Source organism: Ottowia sp., assembly GCF_016703145.1.
In the GTDB taxonomy this organism is placed as follows: domain Bacteria; phylum Pseudomonadota; class Gammaproteobacteria; order Burkholderiales; family Burkholderiaceae_C; genus Ottowia.
In genome coordinates this window covers 21161-42286 of the sequence record NZ_JADJCO010000003.1, presented here as the reverse complement: position 1 = coordinate 42286, position 21126 = coordinate 21161, and the positions used below count along the sequence as shown (strand labels likewise).

Annotated in this window: 17 protein-coding genes and 5 pseudogenes; 13 read left to right on the top strand and 9 right to left on the bottom strand. The window is 65.4% G+C overall.

The window, feature by feature from the left end; genetic code table 11:
* Nucleotides 1–7 precede the first annotated feature (7 nt).
* Nucleotides 8–703, top strand: a complete 696-nt coding sequence (locus IPG65_RS03945; protein ID WP_293187984.1) for a ProQ/FINO family protein — start codon at nt 8–10, stop codon at nt 701–703.
* Here the strand turns inward: IPG65_RS03945 and IPG65_RS03940 are convergent.
* Genes IPG65_RS03940 through IPG65_RS03905 form a run of 8 tightly spaced genes read right to left on the bottom strand, consistent with a single transcriptional unit; the run spans nt 700 to nt 8687 of the window.
* Entirely contained in the window at nt 700–1470 is a 771-nt protein-coding gene (locus IPG65_RS03940) for a fumarylacetoacetate hydrolase family protein (RefSeq protein WP_293187983.1), read from the bottom strand. The genes IPG65_RS03945 and IPG65_RS03940 overlap by 4 nt on opposite strands.
* 5 nt (nt 1471–1475) lie before the next feature.
* The gene (locus IPG65_RS03935) at nt 1476–3884 is read right to left on the bottom strand and encodes an FAD-dependent oxidoreductase (protein ID WP_293187982.1); all 2409 of its coding nucleotides are present in this window, start codon (nt 3882–3884) and stop codon (nt 1476–1478) included.
* Nucleotides 3885–3888: 4 nt separating this feature from the next.
* A complete protein-coding gene (locus IPG65_RS03930) occupies nt 3889–4731 on the bottom strand; it encodes an EamA family transporter (protein ID WP_293187981.1) in 843 nt (280 codons plus the stop codon).
* Nucleotides 4728–5279, bottom strand: coding sequence for a phosphonate degradation HD-domain oxygenase (locus IPG65_RS03925; RefSeq protein WP_293187980.1), 552 nt, complete (start codon nt 5277–5279; stop codon nt 4728–4730). The genes IPG65_RS03930 and IPG65_RS03925 overlap by 4 nt, the downstream gene beginning before the upstream one ends.
* Nucleotides 5270–6724, bottom strand: coding sequence for a phosphonoacetaldehyde dehydrogenase (phnY, locus tag IPG65_RS03920; protein WP_293187979.1), 1455 nt, complete (start codon nt 6722–6724; stop codon nt 5270–5272). The genes IPG65_RS03925 and phnY overlap by 10 nt, the downstream gene beginning before the upstream one ends.
* On the bottom strand, nt 6721–7959 hold the full coding sequence (gene phnA / locus IPG65_RS03915; RefSeq protein ID WP_293187978.1) for a phosphonoacetate hydrolase: 1239 nt from the start codon (nt 7957–7959) through the stop codon (nt 6721–6723). The genes phnY and phnA overlap by 4 nt, the downstream gene beginning before the upstream one ends.
* Nucleotides 7946–8458, bottom strand: a complete 513-nt coding sequence (locus IPG65_RS03910) for an FCD domain-containing protein (RefSeq protein ID WP_293187977.1) — start codon at nt 8456–8458, stop codon at nt 7946–7948. The genes phnA and IPG65_RS03910 overlap by 14 nt, the downstream gene beginning before the upstream one ends.
* Nucleotides 8433–8687: a GntR family transcriptional regulator gene (locus IPG65_RS03905; protein WP_293187976.1), complete on the bottom strand. Its 255-nt coding sequence runs from the start codon at nt 8685–8687 to the stop codon at nt 8433–8435. The genes IPG65_RS03910 and IPG65_RS03905 overlap by 26 nt, the downstream gene beginning before the upstream one ends.
* Nucleotides 8688–8872: 185 nt before the next feature.
* On the opposite strand from IPG65_RS03905, the pseudogene IPG65_RS03900 reads away from it, so the two are divergent.
* The 12 genes and pseudogenes from IPG65_RS03900 to IPG65_RS03845 all read left to right on the top strand — a co-directional run bounded on the left by IPG65_RS03900 (nt 8873) and on the right by IPG65_RS03845 (nt 20760).
* A pseudogene (locus tag IPG65_RS03900) lies at nt 8873–9962 on the top strand (putative 2-aminoethylphosphonate ABC transporter substrate-binding protein).
* A gap of 7 nt (nt 9963–9969) precedes the next feature.
* A complete protein-coding gene (locus tag IPG65_RS03895) occupies nt 9970–11022 on the top strand; it encodes a putative 2-aminoethylphosphonate ABC transporter ATP-binding protein (protein ID WP_293187975.1) in 1053 nt (350 codons plus the stop codon).
* A gap of 2 nt (nt 11023–11024) precedes the next feature.
* Nucleotides 11025–12740: a putative 2-aminoethylphosphonate ABC transporter permease subunit gene (locus tag IPG65_RS03890; protein WP_293187974.1), complete on the top strand. Its 1716-nt coding sequence runs from the start codon at nt 11025–11027 to the stop codon at nt 12738–12740.
* A gap of 17 nt (nt 12741–12757) precedes the next feature.
* Nucleotides 12758–13884: pseudogene (locus tag IPG65_RS03885) on the top strand (2-aminoethylphosphonate--pyruvate transaminase).
* A 3-nt stretch (nt 13885–13887) separates the two neighbouring features.
* Nucleotides 13888–15255 (top strand): glutamine synthetase, encoded by a 1368-nt coding sequence (locus IPG65_RS03880; protein ID WP_293187973.1) that lies wholly within the window; start codon nt 13888–13890, stop codon nt 15253–15255.
* Between the two features lie 586 nt (nt 15256–15841).
* Nucleotides 15842–16975: an iron-containing alcohol dehydrogenase gene (locus IPG65_RS03875; protein WP_293187972.1), complete on the top strand. Its 1134-nt coding sequence runs from the start codon at nt 15842–15844 to the stop codon at nt 16973–16975.
* A 4-nt stretch (nt 16976–16979) separates the two neighbouring features.
* Nucleotides 16980–17756, top strand: coding sequence for a gamma-glutamyl-gamma-aminobutyrate hydrolase family protein (locus IPG65_RS03870; protein ID WP_293187971.1), 777 nt, complete (start codon nt 16980–16982; stop codon nt 17754–17756).
* A gap of 5 nt (nt 17757–17761) precedes the next feature.
* Nucleotides 17762–18685 (top strand): annotated as a pseudogene (locus tag IPG65_RS03865) (aldehyde dehydrogenase family protein); the annotation flags it as partial.
* A gap of 34 nt (nt 18686–18719) precedes the next feature.
* Nucleotides 18720–18830, top strand: a pseudogene (locus IPG65_RS03860) (hypothetical protein); the annotation flags it as partial.
* A gap of 73 nt (nt 18831–18903) precedes the next feature.
* Complete coding sequence (locus tag IPG65_RS03855) at nt 18904–19137, top strand: aldehyde dehydrogenase family protein (RefSeq protein ID WP_293189930.1); 234 nt, start codon at nt 18904–18906, stop codon at nt 19135–19137.
* Complete coding sequence (locus tag IPG65_RS03850; protein WP_293189928.1) at nt 19116–19811, top strand: HAD-IB family hydrolase; 696 nt, start codon at nt 19116–19118, stop codon at nt 19809–19811. The genes IPG65_RS03855 and IPG65_RS03850 overlap by 22 nt, the downstream gene beginning before the upstream one ends.
* Before the next feature lie 57 nt (nt 19812–19868).
* Nucleotides 19869–20760, top strand: a pseudogene (locus IPG65_RS03845) (type 1 glutamine amidotransferase).
* A 3-nt stretch (nt 20761–20763) separates the two neighbouring features.
* Here IPG65_RS03845 and IPG65_RS03840 read toward each other — a convergent pair.
* Nucleotides 20764–21096 carry a metalloregulator ArsR/SmtB family transcription factor gene (locus tag IPG65_RS03840; RefSeq protein WP_293189926.1) on the bottom strand — a complete coding sequence of 111 codons (333 nt, stop codon included), beginning with the start codon at nt 21094–21096 and terminating at the stop codon, nt 20764–20766.
* Nucleotides 21097–21126: the final 30 nt, after the last annotated feature.

Here is a 21126-nt window from a genome sequence, read left to right as displayed (position 1 = left end):
GCCCCTGATGACCGACACTGAAGCCTCTACCAGCGCCCCACAGCCCCAAGCCGAAGCCAGCAAGCCCCAGGGCTTGCGTGCCGGCAAGCCAGCCCGCAAGCCCGAGGGCAAGCCCGCAGGCGCCCGGCCGCAACGCAAGCCCAGCCCTGTGCTGGAGCAGCTGTTTGCGCTGTACCCCAAAATGTTCGGCGCGCGCTTTTTGCCGCTGAAGCTGGGGGTGTACCAGGAGCTGTTGGCCCTGCACCCAGACGAATTCAAGAAGGAAGACCTCAAGATCGCGCTGGGCCAGCATGCGCGCTCCACCCGCTACCTGGAGGCCGTGGCCATGGGCGAGCAGCGCCATGACCTGAACGCCCAGCCCGTGGAGCCCGTGGCACCCGAGCATGTGCACCACGCCATCCTGGAAGTGTTCCGCCGCCGCCAGGCGCGTGGGCCGCAGGCCGCGGCGATCTGGTTGCGCGCGCGCTTTGTGGCGGCCATTGAATCGTCAGGCCTGGCGCGCGACGCCTACATGGAACGCATGCCCACGCCCGACCCGGTGGCCGCCGCGGTGCTGGACGAAGCCTTTGCCCAACTGGGTGAGCGCGCCGCCAAAACCGAAGCCTTGCGCCGCGCTTATGCGGCCAGTGGCAAGACCGTGGAAGAGTTCGCCGAGATGTACGGCATGGACGAGGCCGCCGTGAAAGCAGCGGTCGAAGGTTAGAGCTGAACCTGCGCTTCGCCCACACCGGCAAAGCGCGCCGTCACCACATCGCCCGCCTGGGCTTTCAGCATGCCGCACCAGGTGCCGGTGGTGACCACAGTGCCCGCGGGCACGGTCTGGCCGTCGCGGGTGGCATGGCTCAGCCAGATGGGCAGCAGCCAGGCCGGGTCGCGCAGCGAATGCGTGCCGGCAAAGTGCTGCGGGGCCTGCGTGCCAATCGTGACCTCACAGGTTTGCGCCGCCCAGTCGCGTGCCACAAACGGCACCCAGGCGCCCAGCGCCAGCGCGCCATGGACCTGCATGTCGGCCAGCTTGAGCAGGGCTGGTACCTGGGGCAGGTCTTGCCAGCGCGAATCCACCACTTCAATCGACACCGTCATGCCGTCCAGCAGGTTGCTGGCTGCCTCGGGCGTCAGCGTGGCGGCCTGCGCGGGCGTGACGTCCTGGCCCAGCCGCAGGGCCACCTCGGCTTCGATCAGGCGCAGGTTGAAGTGCAGGTCGCGCATGTCGGCGGGGCTGGCGTGCACGCCGGCGGATGGCAGCGGTGCGTGCGTCAAGGTGGCTTCGCGCGAGGGGCCGCCGGATTTCCAGTGGCGGGCGATGACGGGGCCGGCGCCGTCCAGCACTTGGACCACGGCAGCCTGTACGGCGTAGGCTTCCTGTGAGGTTTGCAGCGTGTCGGCAAAGGGCTGTGCGTTGCAGGGGGTGCGGTCGCGGCGCGCGGTGATCAACGCACCGGCGACGGTCTGGATGGCGGCTGTATTCATTGAAATCAGGGTTGTGGCCAGCGGTCATGCAGTGTGACAGCAACGCGCTGACCCCACAGCTCGATATGGGCGGGTGTGCCCGCATGGGGCTGGTTGGCGCCCGCGCCGCGCACATAACCCAGCGCTACACAAGCCCCGGCCAGCGGGCTCCAGCCGATGGACGAAATCTCGCCCACCGTTTCGCCATTCAGCACGATGGGCTCGCCGCCCCAGCCAAAGGCCTGCGCGTCGTCAAACACCAGCGTCACCAGCTTCTTGCGCAGCGGTTGGCCTTGCGCCGCCAGCAGCGCCTCCTTGCCGATGAAGTGCGCGGGCTTGTCCAGCTTGACGCTGAATGCCAGGCCGGCCTCCCACGGCGTTTCGTCGGGCCCCAGTTCGGCCCCCCAGGCCCGGCGACCCTGCTCGATGCGCAGGGCGTCCAGCGCGTAGTAGCCGGCGTCTTTCAGGCCCAGCTCGCGGCCTGCCTCGTGCAGCGCGAGGTAGACATGGCGCGTCATCTCGACCGGCACGTAGAGCTCGAAGCCCGGCCCGCCGACATAGCTCATGCGCGCCGCGCGCACGCGCGCATGGCCGACGTCGATCTCCTTGGTCCAAGAGAACTTCAGGCCTTCGGGCGACAGGTCATCCGGGCTCACACGGGCCAGCAGCTCGCGCGCCTTCGGGCCCATGACGGACAGCACGCTGTACAGGGCCGATACATCGGTCAGCACCGCATGGTCATCGGGCTGGATGTGGCGGCTGATCCAGTCAAAGTCGCGCACGGTCTGGGCCGAGCCGGTGATGATCAGGAACTTGTCTTGCGCCTGGCGCATCACGGTCAGGTCGCTTTCAATGCCGCCGCGCGTATTGAGCATGGGCGTGTAGACCATCTTGCCCGCGGGCACGTCCATCTCGTTGGCGCACAGGCGTTGCAGCAGCGCCAGTGCATCGCGGCCCTGCAGCAAAAGCTTGCTGAACGAGGTCTGGTCGTAGATCGCCACGGCTTCGCGTGTGGCCTGTTGCTCCGCCTGCATCCAGGGGAGCCAGCCGGGGCTACCCAGCGTGTAGTCCGGCCGCGATACGCCCGCAGGCTTGAAATAATTGGCGCGCTCCCAGCCATTCTTGCTGCCGAACTCCGCGCCCTTGCCCAGCAGCGTGTCGTACAGCGGCGACGTGCGCAGCGGCCGCGCTGTTTCCAGCTCCTGGCGGGGCCAGCGCATGGCGTAGTGCAGGCCCAGTGTTTCGCCGGTGCGCTCTGACAAGGCGCGCCGGTTGCCGGTGAAGGCGCCAAAGCGGCGGATGTCCACCTCCCACAAGTCCATGCTCGGCTCGCCGCCCACAATCCACTCGGCCATCAGGCGGCCCGCGCCGCCGCTGTTGGCAATGCCGGCGGAATTGAAGCCGGCGCAGACGAAGTAGTTGCGCAGCTCGGGCGCTTCACCCAGGATGAAGTTGCCGTCAGGCGTGAAGCTCTCGGGCCCGTTGAGCAGCATCTTGATTTCTGCGGTCTCCAGGCACGGTGTGCGGTGCATGGCGTTCGTCATCAGTATTTCAAACTGGTCCCAGTCTTCACCCAGCAGCTCAAACTGGAAGGTGCTGGGGATCGGGTCCATGGCCCAGGGTTTGGCCTGGGGCTCAAAGCCGCCCATCACCAGGCCGCCCACTTCTTCCTTGTAGTAGATGTAGCCGTCGGGGTCGCGCATGACCGGCAGCATGGGGTGCACGCCGGGGATCTTGCCGGTGACGATGTAGAAATGCTCGGCCGAATACAGCGGCACGTTCACGCCCGCCAGCCGGCCAAACTGCCGCGCCCACTGGCCGGCGCAGTTGACCAGGGTTTCGCAACGCACATCGCCCTGGGCGGTGCGCACGCCCACGGCGCGGTCGTTCTCGGTGATCACGCCCGTGACTTCCACGCCTTCGACGATCTTCACGCCGCGGTTGCGCGCGCCCTTGGCCAGCGACATGCACAGGTCGGCCGGATTGGCCTTGCCGTCGCCCGGCAGCCAGATGGCGCCGGCCAGGTCGTCGGTGCGCATCACGGGGTATTTGTCGCCGGCTTCGGCGGGCGTGATCTCGTGGCATTCCACGCCAAAGCTGTGGGCCAGCGCCACCTGTTTTTTCAGCACCTTCAGGCGCTCGGGCGTGCGCGCCACGTTGACGCTGCCGCATTGCTTCCAGCCGGTGGCCAGCCCTGTTTCCTGTTCCAGCGTGGAGTACAGCTCGATGCCGTACTTGCTCATGGCCGTCATGCTGCGGTTGGGCCGCATCTGGCCCACCAGGCCGGCCGCGTGCCAGGTGGTGCCGCTGGTCAGCTTGCCCTGCTCCAGCAGCAGCACGTCGGTGATACCGAGTTTGGCCAGGTGGTATGCCACCGAGCAGCCGGCAATGCCGCCGCCGACGATGACGACTTGTGCATGTGAAGGAAGTGTCATGGTTTCATCCCAGTCTCAAGGCCATCACGCCGCAGACGATGACGGCCGTGCCAATGGCGCGGCGCAAGGTGAAGGCCTCTTTCAAAAACCAGCTGCCAAGCAATGCCGCGAACAGCACCGATGTTTCGCGCAAAGCGGCTACTGTCGCTACCGGCGCACGCGTCATGGCCCACAGCGCAATGCCGTACGAGCCAAACGACGCCAGCGCGCCGCCCATGGCCAGTGGCCAGCGCTTTTGGGCATAGGGCCACACGGCACCGCGCCGTTGCGCCAGCACGATCAGCGCAAACGGCCAGCCGTCCAGCACGAACAGCGTCACCACGTACTGCAGCGCATTGCCCGACAGGCGCGCGCCGATCGCGTCCACCACGGTGTAGATCGCAATGATCACGGCATTGGTCAGCGCAAAGCGCACGGCGCGTGGCGACTCCATGGCATGGCGGCTCAGCCCCAGCGTCAGCACGCCGCAGCTCACGCCCAGCACACCGGCCCAGGCGATGGGCGACAGGCTTTCGCCCACCGTGAAGGTGGCAGACAGGGCCACCAGCAGCGGCGCCGTGCCGCGCATCAGCGGGTAAGTCAGGCCCAGATCGCCATGCTTGTAGGCACCGGTCAACGCGATGTAATACCCGATGTGGATGACCGTGGACGCAAGGATGTACGGCCACGCCGCCGCCGGCGGCCAGCCCATGACCATGACGGCCGGCACGGCCAACAGGGAGCCGATCAGGTGGATCAGCGCCGTGTCCATGGCCTTGTCGGTGCTGGACTTGACAAGCGCGTTCCAGCTGGCGTGCAGCAGGGCGCCGAACAGCACAAGCCCCACCACACCCCAGGTCAGGGTCATGGCGCGATGGCGCAGCGGCGTGCACGCTCCATGAAATGCGCCAGGGGCGGTGTCGCGAGCCCATCGGCCTTGGCCAGGTCGTCCCAGATGCGCAGGCGCACAGCGGCTTCGGCCCCCGGCTGACGGATGAAGACATCGGCCTGGCCGGGGCTGAAGATGCCGCCCTGCAAGGCAAGGGACCGCTTGGAGTCGTCCGACAGTGCTGCGAAGTACTCCGCACGCGTCGCACACAGGTAGCGCTTGGCGTCCACATGCAGCTTGATGGGGTCCAGCACATCGTCGCCATACAGCCCGCGCAGGAACGGCAGCGCGCGGTACTGGTGCACGTCGTCCACGCCCTGCAGCGTGGGTGTGGCACCCAGGTCGTGCAACAAATGTCCAAGGTCGTGCAGCAGCGCGGCGGTCACCAGCGCGTCGCTGGCGCCTTCGTCTTCGGCCAGCATGGCACTTTGCAATGCATGCTCCAGCTGAGTCACCGGCTCGCCCGTGTACTGTTCGCCGCCTTTGGTGGCAAACAGCTGTTCGATGTCGCTCAGGCTCAGACCCATGGCAGCGAGTAGGTCTTCAAATTAGTGAAGCTCTTGATGGCCTCCTGCACACCCTCTTTGTACCCAAGTCCGGAATCCTTGATGCCGCCAAACGGCGTCAGCTCCAGACGGTAGCCCGGCACCTCGCGCACATTGACCGAGCCCACATGCAGCTCGTTCACAAAACGCGTGATGTAGTCCAGCCGGTTGGTGCACACCGAGCTGCTCAGACCATAAGCCGTGCCGTTGGAAATGCGGATGGCGTCGTCAATGTCCTTGAAGCGGATGATGGGCGACACCGGGCCAAAGGTTTCTTCCAGCGCCACCGTCATGCGCGGATCCACGTTGTCCAGCACCGTGGGAGCGTACAGCGCGCCTTGGCGCTGGTTGCCCACCAGCAGCTTCGCGCCCTGGGCCACGGCCTCGTTCACGCGCGACTCAAACAACATGGCCGCTTGCTCGTCAATCACAGTGCCCATGTCGTTGGCCTTGTCCATGGGGTCGCCGTATTTCCAGGCGCGGGTCTTCTCGGCCACCTGCTCCACAAAACGCGCCGCCACCGCTTCATGCACCAGCATGCGCTTGATGGCGGTGCAGCGCTGGCCCGAATTCTTGTAGCTGCCCTGCACCGCCAGGGTGGAGGCTTCGTCAAGGTCGGCGTCTTCCATCACGATGATCGGGTCGTTGCCGCCCAGCTCCAGCACCATGCGGCGGTAGCCCGCCTTGTGGGCGATGTACTTGCCGATGGACACGCCGCCGGTGAAGGTGACCAGGTCCACGTGCTCGTTGGTGATCAGCTCGTCGGCGATCTCGCGCGGGTCGCCTGTGATGACGCTGAGCATCTCGGGCGGCAAGCCGGCTTCATACAGGATGTCGGCGAACAGGATGGCCGAGAACGGCACCTTCTCGGACGGCTTGAGCACCATGCGGTTGTTGGTGGCAATGCTGGGCACCACCTTGTGCGCCACCTGGTTCATCGGGTGGTTGAAGGGCGTGATGGCGGTGATCACGCCCAAAAGCGGTGCGCGCTGCGTGTACACGCGCCGCTTCTTGCCGTGGTGCGTCAGGTCGCAGCTGAAGATCTGGCCGTCGTCTTTCAAAACCTCATTGGCGCCGAACAGCAGCACGTCGCTCACGCGGCCGGCTTCGTAGATGGCGTCTTTCTGGCACAGGCCCGCTTCGGCGGTGATCAGGTTGGCAATCTCGGCAATGCGCGTGCTGATGATGGCTGCCGCTTTGTTCAGGATGGCGGCGCGCTCAAAGCGCGTGAGTTTGGGCTGACAGGCATGGGCGGTGGCAAATACCGCGCGCACCTCTTCCAGCGTGGCTTTGGGCACCGTGCCGATGGGTTGGCCGGTGTAGGGGTTGCTCACCACGATGTGGCGCTCGCGCCCGGCGCCCACCTTGGCGCCGGCGATGCGCATGGCGTCCAGTGCGTGGTCGCGGATGTATTGCTGGATGCTCATTGGGCGTAGTTCAGCGCCAGGTCAAAGGCGTCGAAGTTGCGCAGGCGGCGGTTGGCGTCCAGCCCCGGCAGCTTGCGGTTGATGATGAGCGGTACGCGCTGCTCGCTGATGCCGCCGTGCGAACGCAGCGGCGCATCCAGCCCCGACAGGTCGTGCCGGCTGGCAGAGGTGCCTATGACGGTAAAGCGTTCTGACACACACACGATGTCGCCAATGCGGTCGGCCGGCAGCTCAAAGCGTTCTGCAGCCTGCTCACGCGTGAGCACGGCCTCCATGCCCTGGCGTTGCGCCAGCGTGGCGCACAGGCCTGCCACGTCGCTGCCCGCCGGCAGGTACACCGTGGCAAAAGAACCCAGCGCGCCGTGGTGCACCACATACGGATCGGTGATGGGCAGGATCACGCGCGCCACACCGGTGCCCAGCTGCGCGTCAAACCAGTCCTGCAAATAGATCACATCGGGCATGCCGTCCATCGCCACCTTGGCGTTCATGCCGTGGTCGGCCGTGAGCGCGATCACGCAACCCATGGCGTCCAGCTGCGCCAGGTAGCCATCCATCATGGTGTAGAACCGGTTGGCGCCGTCGGTGCCCGGTGCGTGCTTGTGCTGCACGTAGTCGGTGGTGGACAGGTACATCACGTCAGGCCGGCGTGTTTCCATCAGCTTCACGCCGGCGGCGAACACAAACTCCGACAGGTCGGCGCTGTACACGCTGGGCACCGGTTTGCCCACCAGGCCCAGCACGTCGGTGATGCCGTTTTCTTCCAGAGTGACCTGGTCGGCTTTTTCAGATGAGAAGCAGATGCCTCTCATCTTGTGGCCCAGCAGGCGGCGCAGCTTGTCCTTGGCCGTGATCACCGCCACGGTTTTGCCCGCGTCCGCCAGCGCGGCCAGCAGCGTGGGCGCACGCAGCCACTTGGGGTCGTTCATCATGACCTCGGTGTTGGTGGCCATGTCGTATAGGTAATTGCCGCAGATGCCGTGCACGCTGGGCGGTGCGCCCGTCACGATGGACAGGTTGTTGGGGTTGGTGAAGCTGGGCACCACGCAATCAGCCACCAGGCCTTGGCCCAGCGCCAGCGCCTGCTTGAGCCAGGGCATCTTGCCGGTGGCCACGGCCTGGGCCAGGTAGTCGGGCTCGCAGCCGTCCACGCACACCACCACGGTGGGGGCGGTGGGCAGCTTGTAGGTTCGGGCGTTAACGGTGAGGGTTGCGGTGGGTTCAGCGTTCGGCACGGGAAGACTTTCCTTGTTTGGTGGGGGCGGCCTGCTCCTGCAGGCGGGCCTGGCGGCGCAGGTCGTTGGCGATCGTGCGGTCCTTGCTTTCCATCACATGGTCAGACATGGCGCGGCCTGCGGCGTCGGGGTCGCCTGAGGCAATGGCCTTGACGATCTGGCGGTGCTCGCTGGCCGAGATGGGCATGAGCCAGCCGTCGGCCAGGTTGAGCCGGCGAAACAGCGACAGCTCCTTGATGAGCTTGCGGTAGATGGCGGTGAGCTTGCGGTTGCCCGCCATCTCCACCAGCCGGTCATGAAACTTGAGGTTCTGCAGGTGGTAGTTGTAGGTGTCGCCGGCCTTGACGGTCTTTTCCATCAGGTCCACCAGGCCCTTGATTTCCTTCAACTGCGCGGGCGTGATGTTTTGCGCCAGCTGGCGGCCCACCAGCTCGTCCATGGCGGCGCGCAGGTCAAAGATCTCAACCGCCTCGTCAATCGGGATGTCGCGCACAAACACGCCGCGGTTCTTTCTCGTTGCGCACCAGGCCGGCTTCTTCCAGCATGCGAAAGGCTTCACGCACCGGCCCGCGCGACACACCCAGCTTGTCGGCCAGTGTGGCCTCGATCAGCTTGCTGCCCGGCGCGTATTCACCCACCAGGATGGCGCGCTCGATTTCCTGCTGCACCACGTTGGTGAGCGAGCTGCTTTGCAGCAGCGCGATGGTGGGGTGCATCAGCGCGTTCATAACGGGCATTGGAGCATAAACACGTAGATTGTCAACAATCTACAAATAACAATTGACAACATATTTGGACCGAAGTTAAATGAAGACAAGGTGCGGGGTGCAGGGGAATGAAGTTTGCTTGTCTGTCATCACGCCGTCACCGTCGGGTCACAGCATTGCAACCTTTTGCCTTCAGAGGAGTTCACATGCGTCTTTCCAGCGTCTTCAAATCCCTTGCCGTCACCGGCCTTGTCGCGTTCGCCGCGGCGGCCTCGGCCCAGAAAACCCAGCTGCTTGTCTATACGGCCCTGGAGACCGACCAGCTCAAGGCCTATCAAGAGGGCTTCAACCGCGTCAACCCCGACATTGAAATCAAGTGGGTGCGCGACAGCACGGGCGTCATCACCGCCAAGCTGCTGGCTGAAAAGGGCAACCCCCAGGCTGACGCCGTGATGGGCGTAGCCGCATCCAGCCTGGCGCTGCTCGACAAGAACGGCATGCTGGTGCCGTATGCCCCGCTGAACCTGGACGCCATCATGAGCCAGTACCGCGACAAGAAAAAGGTGCCGGCCTGGTTTGGCATGGACGTGTGGGGCGCCACCGTGTGCTTCAATACCGTGGAAGCGAAAAAGCGCAACATCCCCAAGCCCGAGACCTGGAAAGACCTGACCAAGCCCGCCTACAAGGGCCAGATGGTCATGCCCAACCCCGCGTCCAGCGGCACCGGCTTCTTTGATGTGACCGCTTGGCTCACGCTGTGGGGCGACGACAACGGCAAAGGGCGGCGGCTGGAAGTACATGGACGCCCTGCACGAAAACATTGCGCAGTACACGCACTCGGGTTCCAAGCCCTGCAACATGGCCGCGTCCGGCGAATTTGTGGTGGGCATTTCGTTTGAATACCGTGCCAACGCCAACAAGGCCAAGGGCGCGCCGATTGACCTGGTGTTCCCGAAAGAAGGCCTGGGCTGGGACCTGGAAGCTTTTGCCATCCACAAGGGCACCAAGAAGCTGGACGCCGCCAAGAAGCTGGCCGACTGGGCATCGAGCAAGGACGCCATGCTGCTGTACGGCAAGAACTTCGCCATCACCGCGCAGCCGGGCGTGGCCGCACCGCTGGCCAACGTGCCCAAGGACTACGAGGCACGCCTGGTGAAGATGGACTTTGCCACCACGGCCGCGAATCGCGAGCGCGTGTTCGCTGAATGGACCAAACGCTACAACAGCAAGACCGAGAAAGCGCTGATCCCCGCCAAACCGGGCCGCATGGTGGACACACCCTGCGGCCCTTTTTGATTCGCCCATGACCCACGATCTGTTTCTTGAGCTGCGCAACATCCGCAAGGCGTTTGGTGGATTCACCGCGCTGCACGACATCAACCTGCAGATCCGCAAGGGCGAATTCGTCTGCTTTCTGGGCCCGTCGGGATGCGGCAAGACCACGCTCTTGCGCATCATCGCGGGTCTGGAGGTGCAGACCTCGGGCGAGGTGTTCCAGGCCGGGCGCGACATTTCGCGGCTGCCGCCCGCGCAGCGCGACTACGGCATCGTGTTCCAGAGCTATGCGCTGTTTCCCAACCTGAGCGTGGCCGACAACGTGGCCTATGGCCTGGTCAACCGCAAGGCGCCACGTGCCGAGATCAACCAGCGCGTGAGCGAGCTGGTCAAGCTCGTGGGCCTGCCGGGCAGCGAGGGCAAGTACCCCAGCCAGCTCTCGGGCGGGCAGCAGCAACGCATTGCACTGGCGCGGGCGCTGGCCACACGCCCGGGCCTGCTGCTGCTGGACGAGCCGCTGTCGGCGCTGGACGCGCTGGAGCGCGTGCGCCTGCGCTCGGAAATCCGCGCGCTGCAGCAGCAGCTGGGTGTGACCACCATCATGGTCACGCACGACCAGGAAGAAGCCCTGAGCGTGGCCGACCGCATCGTGGTCATGAACCATGGCGTGATCGAGCAGGTGGGCACGCCGTATGACATCTACCGCGAACCGGCGTCGCCCTTCGTGGCCGACTTTGTGGGCAAGGTCAATGTGCTGCCCGTGCGTGTGACCGCCGGCGAGCTGCGCGTGGGCGAGCTGTGCATCCCCTGCGGCGGTGCCGACCGCGACGCACGCATCTACCTGCGCCCCGAAGACGTGCTGGCACGCCCCATCAGTGAGGGCGACGCGCACGTGTTTGACGCCGTCATCGAGAAGATTGAATTCCTGGGCTCTTACTGCCACGTGCATGTGGCTTCGCCCGCGCTGCAGCCGCACAAGCTCACGGTGTACCTGTCGCTGAATTTCCTGTCCGAGCAATCGATGGTGGTTGGTTCTACCGTCAAGCTGCGGCTGCTGCCCGAGCGGCTCAAGGTGTTCTGATCATGACTGCCGCTGCAGCCGCCACCGGCGCGCCCGTCGCGCAAAAGGCGCACTGGACCGACCGCATCGCCCACGCTGCGCTGGCCGTCGTGGCGCTGGCGCTCATTGCGTTCCTGGCGTTTCCGCTGCTGGCCATCCTGCAGCAGGCGGTGGAAGGCAAAGAGGGTGAATTTGTCGGCCTGTCCAACTTCATTGCCTACGCGCAGACGCCCGCCTTGCTGGAAAGTTTGTGGAACAGCATCTGGGTGTCGGCCCTGGTCACGGCCATCACCATTCCGCTGGCGTTTGGTTTTGCCTATGCGCTCACGCGCTCGTGCATGGCGTACAAGCCGCTGTTTCGCGGCATCACGCTGGTGCCGCTGCTGGCGCCGTCGCTGCTGGCCGCCATCTCGCTGATCTACTGGTTTGGTAACCAGGGCGTGTTGAAAGCGTGGCTCACCAGCATTGGCATATCTGAAATCTATGGCGCACCGGGCATCGTGGTGGCGGAATGTTTTGCGGTGTTCCCGCATGCGCTGATGATTCTGGTGACGGCGCTGAGCCTGTCGGACGCGCGTCTGTATGAAGCTGCCGACGCCATGGGCACCACGGCCGCGCGCAAGTTCTTCACCATCACGCTGCCGGGCGCCAAGTACGGCCTGATCTCGGCCGCGCTCGTGACCTTCACGCTCGTCATCACCGACTTCGGCATCCCCAAGGTGATCGGCGGCAACTTCAACGTGCTGGCCACCGATGTGTTCAAGCTGGTGATCGGCCAGCAGGACTTTGCCCGTGGCGCGGTCGTGGCCATTCTGCTTCTGGCGCCTGCTGTGCTGACCTTTGGCGTGGACAGCTATGTGAGCCGCCGCCAGACCGCCATGCTCACGGCGCGTGCCGTGCCCTACCGGCCCAAGCCGTCGCGCGGCTATGACATCGTGATGACGCTGTACTGCTGCGTGATCGCCTTCCTGGTGCTGGCCATGCTGGGCATGGCGGTGTTCGCGTCGTTTGCCAGCTTCTGGCCCTACAACCTGTCGCCCAGCCTGCGCCACTACACCATGGGACTGGTGGACGCCGAGGTGGGCGTGGGCTTTGTCAACAGCCTGAAGATGGCGGCGGGCACGGCGGTGTTTGGCACGGCGCTGGTGTTCTGCGGCGCCTACCTGCTGGAGAAAACCAAGGGCATGGACGGCCTGCGCGGGCTGGTGCGCCTGCTGGCCATGCTGCCCATGGCCGTGCCGGGGCTGGTGCTGGGCCTGGGCTACATCTTCTTCTTCAACGAGCCCAAGAACCCGCTCAACGGCCTGTACCACACGCTCACGCTGCTGACGCTGTGCACCATCGTGCACTTCTACACCACGGGCCACCTCACGGCGGTGACGGCGCTCAAGAGCCTGGACGGCGAATTTGAAGCGGTGAGCGCGTCGCTCAAGGTGCCGTTCTTCAAGACCTTCTGGCGCGTCACGCTGCCCATCTGCACGCCCGCGCTGGTGGACATTGCGCGCTACTTCTTCATCAACGCCATGACCACGATCTCGGCCGTGGTGTTTTTGTATTCGCCTGAAACCAAGGTAGCGTCGATTGCCATCCTGAACCTGGATGAAGCGGGCGAGATGGGCGCCGCCGCCGCCATGGCGGTGCTGATCGGGCTGGTGTCCACGGCAGCAACCTTGCTGTTCATGGCACTGGCTTGGTGGGTCAACCGCCGCACCCAGGCCTGGCGCACCACAGACAGATAACGACGAGAGACACACACATGGACCGCGACAAGATCCTGCTGACCCCCGGCCCGCTGACCACCACGCTGCGCACCAAGCTGGCCATGCTGCGCGACTGGGGCTCGTGGGACAGCGACTTCAACGCCGTGACGGCGCGTGTGCGCAAAAGCCTGCTGGCCATCGTGCACGGGCAAGACAGCCACGTGGTGGTGCCCCTGCAGGGCAGCGGCACCTTCAGCGTGGAGGCGGCAGTGGCCACCGTGGTGCCGCGCGATGGCCATGTGCTGGTGCTGGACAACGGTGCCTACTGCAAGCGCGCGGCCAAGCTGACGAGCCTGATGGGGCGGCGCTGCACCGTGCTGGACTTTGGCGACCATGAACAGGTCGCGCCCATCGAGCTGGACAGCAAGCTCAAGGCCGACCCCAGCATCACCCATGTGATCGTCATCCACTGCGAAACCGGCGCCGGCGTGCTCAACCCGCTGCAAGAGATAGCGGATATCTGTGCGGTGCACGGCAAGGGCCTGATCGTGGACGCCATGAGCTCATTTGCCGCGCTGCCGATTGATGCGCGCAAGATCCGCTTTGACGCGCTGATCGCTGCCAGCGGCAAATGCCTGGAAGGCGTGCCCGGCATGGGCTTTGTGTTCATCCGCAAAGCCATTCTGGACGGCTGCGCGGGCCGCAGCCAGAGCCTGGCCATGGACCTGCACGACCAGTACACCTACATGGAAAAGACCAGCCAGTGGCGCTTCACGCCGCCCACGCACGTGGTGGTGGCGCTGGCCGAGGCCATTGAACAATTCGAAGCCGAAGGCGGGCAACCCGCACGCCTGGCGCGCTACACGGAAAACTACCGCACGCTGATCGACGGCATGGGCCGACTGGGCTTCATGCCCTTTCTGGACCCCGCCATCCAGGCGCCCATCATCGTGACCTTTCATGCGCCTGGGGACCCGCGTTACGACTTCAAGGCGTTCTACAACGCGGCGCGCCCCATGGCTTCATCCTGTATCCGGGCAAGCTCACGCAGGTGGAGACATTTCGCGTAGGCTGCATTGGTGCCATCGGCCCGGATGAAATCAGCCAGGCCGTGCACGCGGTGGAGCTTGCCCTGCAGGATCTGGGTATTGCTTCTGGAGAACCCGCAATCCAAGGAGATTGACACATGGCCAAAGTCCATCCGGCAGTCGCCGCCGTGCAGAAATCCGGCGCACAAAAGGTCAAGGTCGCCGTCAGCGACATCGACGGCATCCTGCGCGGCAAGTACTTGCATGTGAACAAGTTCCTGGGCGCGGCCGAGCCTTACCCCGACGGCGGCTTTGGCTTTTGCGACGTGGTGCTGGGCTGGGACATGATGGACACCTGCTACGACAACACCACGGTCACCGGGTGGCAGCACGGATTCCCGGATGCGCTGGCGCGGCTGGACCTGGACACGGCGCGCCATGTGCCTTGGGACAGCAACGTTCCGTTTTTCCTGGGCGAGTTCGTCAATGCCGACGGCACGCCGCACCTGGCCTGTCCGCGCCAGACCTTGAAGCGCGTGCTCCAGCGTGCCGAGAAGCTGGGCTTCAAGGTCATGACGGGCATGGAGTTTGAGTGGTACAACTTTCTGGAGACGCCGCAGAGCTGGGCCGCCAAGAAGGGCGTGGCACCTGAGGTGCTGACGCCCGGCATGTTTGGCTATTCGCTGCTGCGCGCCAACCAGAACGGTGAATTCTTCAACGCCATCATGGACCAGATGCTGGCGTTCAATGTGCCGGTCGAAGGCCTGCACACCGAGACAGGCCCCGGTGTGTATGAGGCCGCCATCGGCTTCAGCGAAGCACTGGAGCAGGCCGACCGCGCCATCCTGTTCAAGACCGGCACCAAGGAAATCGGCGCGCGCTTTGGCATCATGCCCAGCTTCATGGCCAAGCCGCACCAGCCGCTGCCGGGTTGCTCGGGCCATATCCACCAAAGCCTGAGTGACGGCAAGAAGAACCTGTTCTTCGACGCGAAGTCGCCGCGCAAGATGAGCAAGCTGTTCGAGAGCTATCTGGCCGGCCAGGTAGCCTGCCTGATGGAGTTCGGCCCCATGATCTGGCCCACCATCAACAGCTACAAGCGCCTGGTGGACGGCTTCTGGGCACCCGTCAAACCCACCTGGGGCATGGACAACCGCACGGCCAGCTTCCGCGTGATTGCGGGCTCACCCAAGGCGACGCGTCTGGAGACGCGCTGCCCGGGGGCGGACGTCAACCCGTACCTGGCGCATGCAGCCCTGATCGCGGCCGGTATGTACGGTGTGGAAAAGGGCCTGAAGCTCACCACGCCGCCCATCACCGGCACCAATGGTGGTGCTGAGAACATTCCCCGCGCGCCGCGTACGTTGATCGAGACGACGCGCATCTTCCGAGAATCCAAGGTCGCGCGTGACATGCTGGGGGACACCTTCGTCGATCACTTTGCAGCGACCCGTGAATGGGAATGGCGCCAGTGGCTGGATGCGGTGACGGACTGGGAAATGAAGCGGTATTTCGAGATCATCTGAAATGTGTTCTGCTCTTGCGCTTCTTCTCTCGCGGCTTCGCGGCAGGCGGTGCCCGGCGGGGGCTCACACTTCGGCGGTCTGCGCGTTGCGCAGACTCCGCTGTGGTGCTCGTCGCAGGGTCGCGCCGCAGAACTCGCTACGCGCTGCGCGCTGCGCTCGAACAGCCGCGGCGAGCTAGAAACGAAGCGCGCTGCGCGCGCCGACCCTGCGCCTGCGCTCCTCGCCGCCACAGAGATCGCCCCCGCCGGGCACCGCCTGCCGCGAAGCCGGGTGCAGGTACGCCACCGGTGGCGCGCCAACATCGGTTCTGCAAAGCCTGCCTGCCGGGCACACCGCCCTGGGGGCGCCTCTGGGACGCCGAGCAGCGCAAGGGTGAGTGTCGGCGCGCGCAGCGCGCGTGCCTGACTCGCCGGGCTGTCTGAGCGGGCGCGCAGCGCGCGCAGCGAGTTCTTCGGCGCGACCGAACCCTGAGCAGGACAGGGAAGTCGCCGCAGGCGACCGTTCCAGTGAAGCCCCAGGCGGTGTGCCCGGCAGGTAGGCTTTGCCGCGAGGTACATCGAACGAAACACAAAGCAAGCAAAAACATATGACCATCACAGGCTTCTCCTTCCCCACAGCCATCAAGTTCGGCGCCGGCGCGCGCAAGCTCGTTGCGGACCATTTGAAAGAACAAGGTCTCAAGCGCCCGCTGATCGTGACCGACAAGGCGCTGGCCGCACTGCCCGTGCTGGCCGAATTCAAAACACATCTCAATGGGCTGGACGTTGCCGTATTCAACGGCGTGTTCGGCAACCCCACCTGCAGCCAGGTCATGGACGGCGCAGCCGCGTACAAGGCCCACAACGCCGACTGCGTGGTCGGCTTTGGCGGCGGTGCGGCGCTGGATGTGGCCAAGGTCGTGGGCATTGCCGCCACGCATGAAGGCGACATCCTGGAATACGTGTGGGACCACCCCAATGTGCGCCCCATCGTCAATCCGCTGCCTTACTTTGTCGCCTTGCCCACCACCTCGGGCACGGGCTCGGAAGTGGGGCGGTCTTCGGTGGTGAGCGAGAACGACACCCACCTCAAGCGCGTGGTGTTCAGCCCCAAGATTCTGGCCAAGTGTGTATTTGCCGATCCCGAGCTGACGCTGGGCCTGCCCCCGCACGTGACGGCCGCCACCGGCATGGACGCGCTCACGCACAACATCGAAAGCTACCTGTCGCCGGCCTACCACCCGCTGTGCGACGGCATTGCGCTGGAGGGCACGCGCATTGCCGCCGCCGCGCTGCTGACGGCGGTGAACGAGCCGTCCAACCTCAAGGCGCGCAGCGACATGATGATGTCGTCCATGATGGGCGCCATTGCCTTCCAGAAAGACCTGGGCGCGGTGCACTCGTGCGCGCATGCGCTGGGGGCCGTGTGCGACCTGCACCACGGTCTGGCCAACGCGCTGATGATCGACACCGTGATGGCGTGGAACTACGAAGCCGCGCCTGCGAAGTTTGACGAGCTGGCCCATGTGTGTGGCGTGTCGGGCGGCGGCAGTGAATTTGTGCCCTGGCTGCGCGCGCTCAAAGCGCGTGTGGGCATCACCGGGCCGCTGTCTGCGCACGGCGTGAAGGCAGAACACATCCCGCGCCTGGTGGAGATTGCCACGGCCGACATCTGCCACCAGACCAACCCGCGGCCCTGCACGGCAGCGGACTTCAAGGCGCTGTTCGAGGCTGCGCTCTGATCGTATGGACCGCCTGAAGATCGGCATCAGCGCCTGCTTCTTTCACCCCGACCCTTACCGCAAGGTCGCGGCCAGCAAGACGCTGCAGTTCATTGAACAGTCCACCGCGCACTGGGTCATGTCGCTGGGCGCGCTGCCTTTCATGGTGCCCGCGCCCAGCGGCGATACATTCCGGGGCGACGTGGCGGTGGCGGACTATGCCCGCGCGCTGGACGGCATCGTCATGCACGGCGGCGCGGATGTGTGGCCCGGCAGCTATGGCGAAGAACCCCTGCGCCCCGAATGGACCGGCGACCGCGTGCGCGACGAGTACGAGATGGCGCTGGTGCGTGCCTTCAGTGCCGCAGGCAAGCCGGTGTTCGGCATCTGCCGCGGGCTGCAGCTCATCAACGTGGCGCACGGCGGCACGCTGTACCAGGACATCGCCACACAAAAGCCCGGGTCGCGCACGCACCGCGACGCTGATACGTATGACCTGAACTTTCACGACGTCAACGTCCTGCCCGGCACGCGCCTGGCCGACCTGCTGGGCGGCTCAGGAAACCACACCATCAACAGCGTGCATCACCAGGGCATCAAGGACCTGGCGCCGGGCTTCAAGATCGAGGCGACCTCGCCCGATGACGGCGTGATCGAGGCCATCCGCGCCACGGGCAGCGCCTGGATCCATGCGGTGCAGTGGCACCCCGAATTCCACCGCGCAGGGCTGGGCGTGGTGGACGACACGCCCTTGCTGCAAGACTTTCTGGACGCCGCACAAGCGGCACGCCGTACTTCGTAAACACCATGACCACCCTAGCCATCCACAACCCCGCCACCGGCGACAAGATCGCTGACCTCCCCGTCGACACGGCACAAAGCGTGGCCACCAAAGCCGCTGCCGCACGCGCCGCGCAACCCGTCTGGGCCGCCACGCCGTTGACAACGCGCAAGGCCTGCATCGAAAAATTCCGCGCAGGTGTGGTGCGCGACCTGGCGTCATTGGCCGCCACCATGACGCGCGAGACGGGCAAGCCCATCAAGATGTCGCGCAATGAGCTGAACGGCCTGCTGGGCCGCATCGACTTCTTCCTGGAGGAAATCGAGCTGTCGGTCGCCACCGAAACCGTCTACGACGAAGGCGGCATGACCGAGCAGATCCAGCACACGCCGCTGGGCGTGGTGGCCAACATCTCGGCCTGGAACTACCCCTGGTTCGTGGGCTGCAACGTGATTGTTCCCGCGCTGCTCACGGGCAACGCGGTGCTGTACAAGCCGTCGGAATACGCGGCCATGACGGGCCTGGAGATCGCCCGCCTGCTGCACGAGGCCGGCGTGCCGCGTGACGTGATGGTGTGCCTGGTGGGTGCGGGCGAGGTGGGCACGGCGCTTTTGGCGCAGCAGATCGATGGTGTGTTCTTCACCGGGTCTGTGGCCACAGGCCAGCGCATCGCGCAGGCTGTGGGGGGAAGGTTCATCAAGCTGCAGCTGGAACTGGGCGGCAAGGACCCGACCTATGTGGCTGATGATGCAGACCGCAAAGCCGCGGCCGAATCGCTGGCCGACGGCGCCATGTACAACACCGGCCAAAGCTGCTGCAGCGTGGAGCGCATCTACGTGCACGAAAAAATCCACGACGACTTCGTCAAGCACTTTGTCGAGACGGTCAAGGGCTTCAAGGCCGGCGATCCCATGAGCGACGACACCTACATTGGCGCCATCACCCGCGCGCCGCAGCTGGACGTGCTGGACGCGCAAGTGGCCGATGCCCAGGGCCAAGGGCGCCACGTTGCTGGCCGGTGGTGCGCGCAAGCCCGGCCCCGGCAACTGGTACCAACCCACGGTGTTCAGCAACGTGAACCACACCATGGAGCTGATGCGCGAAGAAAGCTTCGGCCCCATCATCGGCATCCAGAAAGTGTCGGGCGACGCAGAAGGCCGTCAAGCTGATGAACGACACGCGCTACGGCCTGACGGCCGGTGTCTACACACGCAACGAGGCGCGTGCACAGCGCCTGCTGGAGCAGGTGAACGCCGGCAGCGTCTACTGGAACTGCTGCGACCGCGTGAGCCCGCGCCTGCCCTGGAGCGGTGTGGGCGACAGCGGCGTGGGCCTGACGCTGTCCACCTACGGCATCGACACCTTCACGCGGACCAAGGCGTGGCATTTGAAGCAGGCGTGAAGAAGCTCAAGACGAAACTGACGTTGTTCGACCTGGACCACACGCTGCTGTCGGGCGACAGCGACGTGCTGTGGGTCGACTTCCTGATGGACCGGGGCGTGGTGGACCGCGCGGCATTTGCGGCGCGCAACGCTGATGTGGAGGCGCGCTACAAGGCCGGTACCGTCAATGCGCAGGAGTTTGCTGATTTTTACGTGGGCACGCTGGGCGGGCGCGCGCCGGCCCAATGGGAGCCGTTGCGCCAGGAATTCCTGGCCACACAGATCGTGCCGCGCATCCCGCCGGCGGCCATCGCGCTGGTCAACCAGCACCTGGACGCGGGCGACCTGGTGGTGCTGACCACGGCCACCAACCGCTTCATCACCGAATTGACCGCGCTGTACCTGGACATAGAGCACCTGATCGCCACGGATTGCGAGCTGGCAGACGGCAGCTTCACCGGCCGCACGCAGGGCACGCTCAACATGCGCGAAGGCAAGGTCACGCGCCTGCATGAATGGCTGCGCGCGCGCGGCCATGCGCTGGACCAGTTTGACAGCACGGCTTACAGCGACAGCATCAATGATTTGCCGCTGCTGTCGGTGGCGAACCACCCGGTGGCGGTGGACCCGGACCCCCGGCTGGCCGAACAAGCGCGCGAGCGCGGGTGGCCAGTGGTAACGCTGGACCGCTGACCTCGGCAGCGTTCAAGCGGTGCCGTCCGACACACGCGCCGCGCTACCCGGCCCACAATGGCCGTACACATGCCCGATAACCGCCTCAAGATCGGCCTGTCCGCCTGCTTTTCGCATGCGGACCCCACGCGCTCGCTGTTCACCAACAAGACGCTGCAGTACGTGGAGCAGTCCATCGCGCACTGGCTCATGTCGGCCGGCGCCATGGTGGTCATGGTGCCCTGCCCCACGGGCGAGACGGCGCGCGGGGACGTGAAGCTGTCGCACTACGCGGGCTGGCTGGACGGCGTGGTGATGCACGGCGGCGCCGATGTGGCCCGGCAGCTATGGCGAAGAGCCCCTGAAGGACGCCTGGATCGGCGACCGCATCCGCGACCTGTACGACATGGCGCTGGTAGAGGCCTTCGAGCAGGCGGGCAAACCCATCTTTGGCGTGTGCCGCGGCCTGCAGCTGATCAACGTGGCCTTTGGCGGCACGCTGTACCAGGACATTGAAACCCAGCACGACCACCCCGCAACGCTGCGCCACCGTGACCCGGTCACCTACGACCAGAACTTTCATGAGATCGAGCTGGTGCAAGCGTCGCGCCTGGCCGGCCTGTACCCCGGCGTGCTGCGGGCGCGGGTCAACAGCATCCACCACCAGGCGGTCAAGGACCTGGCGCCCAATTTCGTGGTGGAAGCCTGGAGCGCGCCGGACCGCATACCCGAGGCGATCCGCCGCCCGGCTACCGGCAGCCGGGGCTACATTGCCGCCACCCAGTGGCACCCCGAATTCCACAAGCTCGGCGGCAGCACGCTGGACGACACACCCATCCTGATGGACTTCCTTTCGGCCTGTGCGAACGCGCGCGAGCGCAGGCGGGCGCCCCCGCGCAGCCTGCCTGGCCACATCCGCGACCGGGCGGCGCGCATGCTGCGCCAGGCGCTGTTGTCGCGCGGCGAATAGCCCTCAGCGCAAAAAGGCGTGCCTGCGCGTCTGGTTGCGCTCCAGGTGGCGCGAGATGTTGCCGCACACCAGGTCGCACAGCGCATACACGGCGGGGTCTGCAATGCGGTAGTAAACATTGGCGCCGCGGCCTTCGCGGTCCACCAGGCCGTGCTTGCTCAGCAGCGCCAGGTGGCGCGACACATTGGCCACGCTGCACTCGCAGGTGGTAGCCAGCTCCCCCACATTGGCTTCGCCTTCACGCAGGCGGTTCAGGATCTGCAGCCGGGTGGGCTCGGACAGCGTCTGGAAATACGCCGCCACGTCGCGCAGGGCTTCCAGCGGCATGGAGTGCATTTCGGGTGCAGGTGGCTTGGGCATGGCGTC

Coding starts and splice junctions, on each gene's coding strand:
- IPG65_RS03890 (WP_293187974.1), top strand. CDS start 11,025: ATGACTGCCGCTGCAGCCGCCACCGGCGCGCCCGTCGCGCAAAAGGCG.
- IPG65_RS03905 (WP_293187976.1), bottom strand. CDS start 8,687: ATGAACGCGCTGATGCACCCCACCATCGCGCTGCTGCAAAGCAGCTCG.
- IPG65_RS03930 (WP_293187981.1), bottom strand. CDS start 4,731: ATGACCCTGACCTGGGGTGTGGTGGGGCTTGTGCTGTTCGGCGCCCTG.
- IPG65_RS03925 (WP_293187980.1), bottom strand. CDS start 5,279: ATGGGTCTGAGCCTGAGCGACATCGAACAGCTGTTTGCCACCAAAGGC.
- phnY (WP_293187979.1), bottom strand. CDS start 6,724: ATGAGCATCCAGCAATACATCCGCGACCACGCACTGGACGCCATGCGC.
- IPG65_RS03895 (WP_293187975.1), top strand. CDS start 9,970: ATGACCCACGATCTGTTTCTTGAGCTGCGCAACATCCGCAAGGCGTTT.
- IPG65_RS03945 (WP_293187984.1), top strand. CDS start 8: ATGACCGACACTGAAGCCTCTACCAGCGCCCCACAGCCCCAAGCCGAA.
- IPG65_RS03870 (WP_293187971.1), top strand. CDS start 16,980: ATGGACCGCCTGAAGATCGGCATCAGCGCCTGCTTCTTTCACCCCGAC.
- IPG65_RS03880 (WP_293187973.1), top strand. CDS start 13,888: ATGGCCAAAGTCCATCCGGCAGTCGCCGCCGTGCAGAAATCCGGCGCA.
- IPG65_RS03875 (WP_293187972.1), top strand. CDS start 15,842: ATGACCATCACAGGCTTCTCCTTCCCCACAGCCATCAAGTTCGGCGCC.
- IPG65_RS03855 (WP_293189930.1), top strand. CDS start 18,904: ATGAACGACACGCGCTACGGCCTGACGGCCGGTGTCTACACACGCAAC.
- IPG65_RS03935 (WP_293187982.1), bottom strand. CDS start 3,884: ATGACACTTCCTTCACATGCACAAGTCGTCATCGTCGGCGGCGGCATT.
- IPG65_RS03840 (WP_293189926.1), bottom strand. CDS start 21,096: ATGCACTCCATGCCGCTGGAAGCCCTGCGCGACGTGGCGGCGTATTTC.
- IPG65_RS03940 (WP_293187983.1), bottom strand. CDS start 1,470: ATGAATACAGCCGCCATCCAGACCGTCGCCGGTGCGTTGATCACCGCG.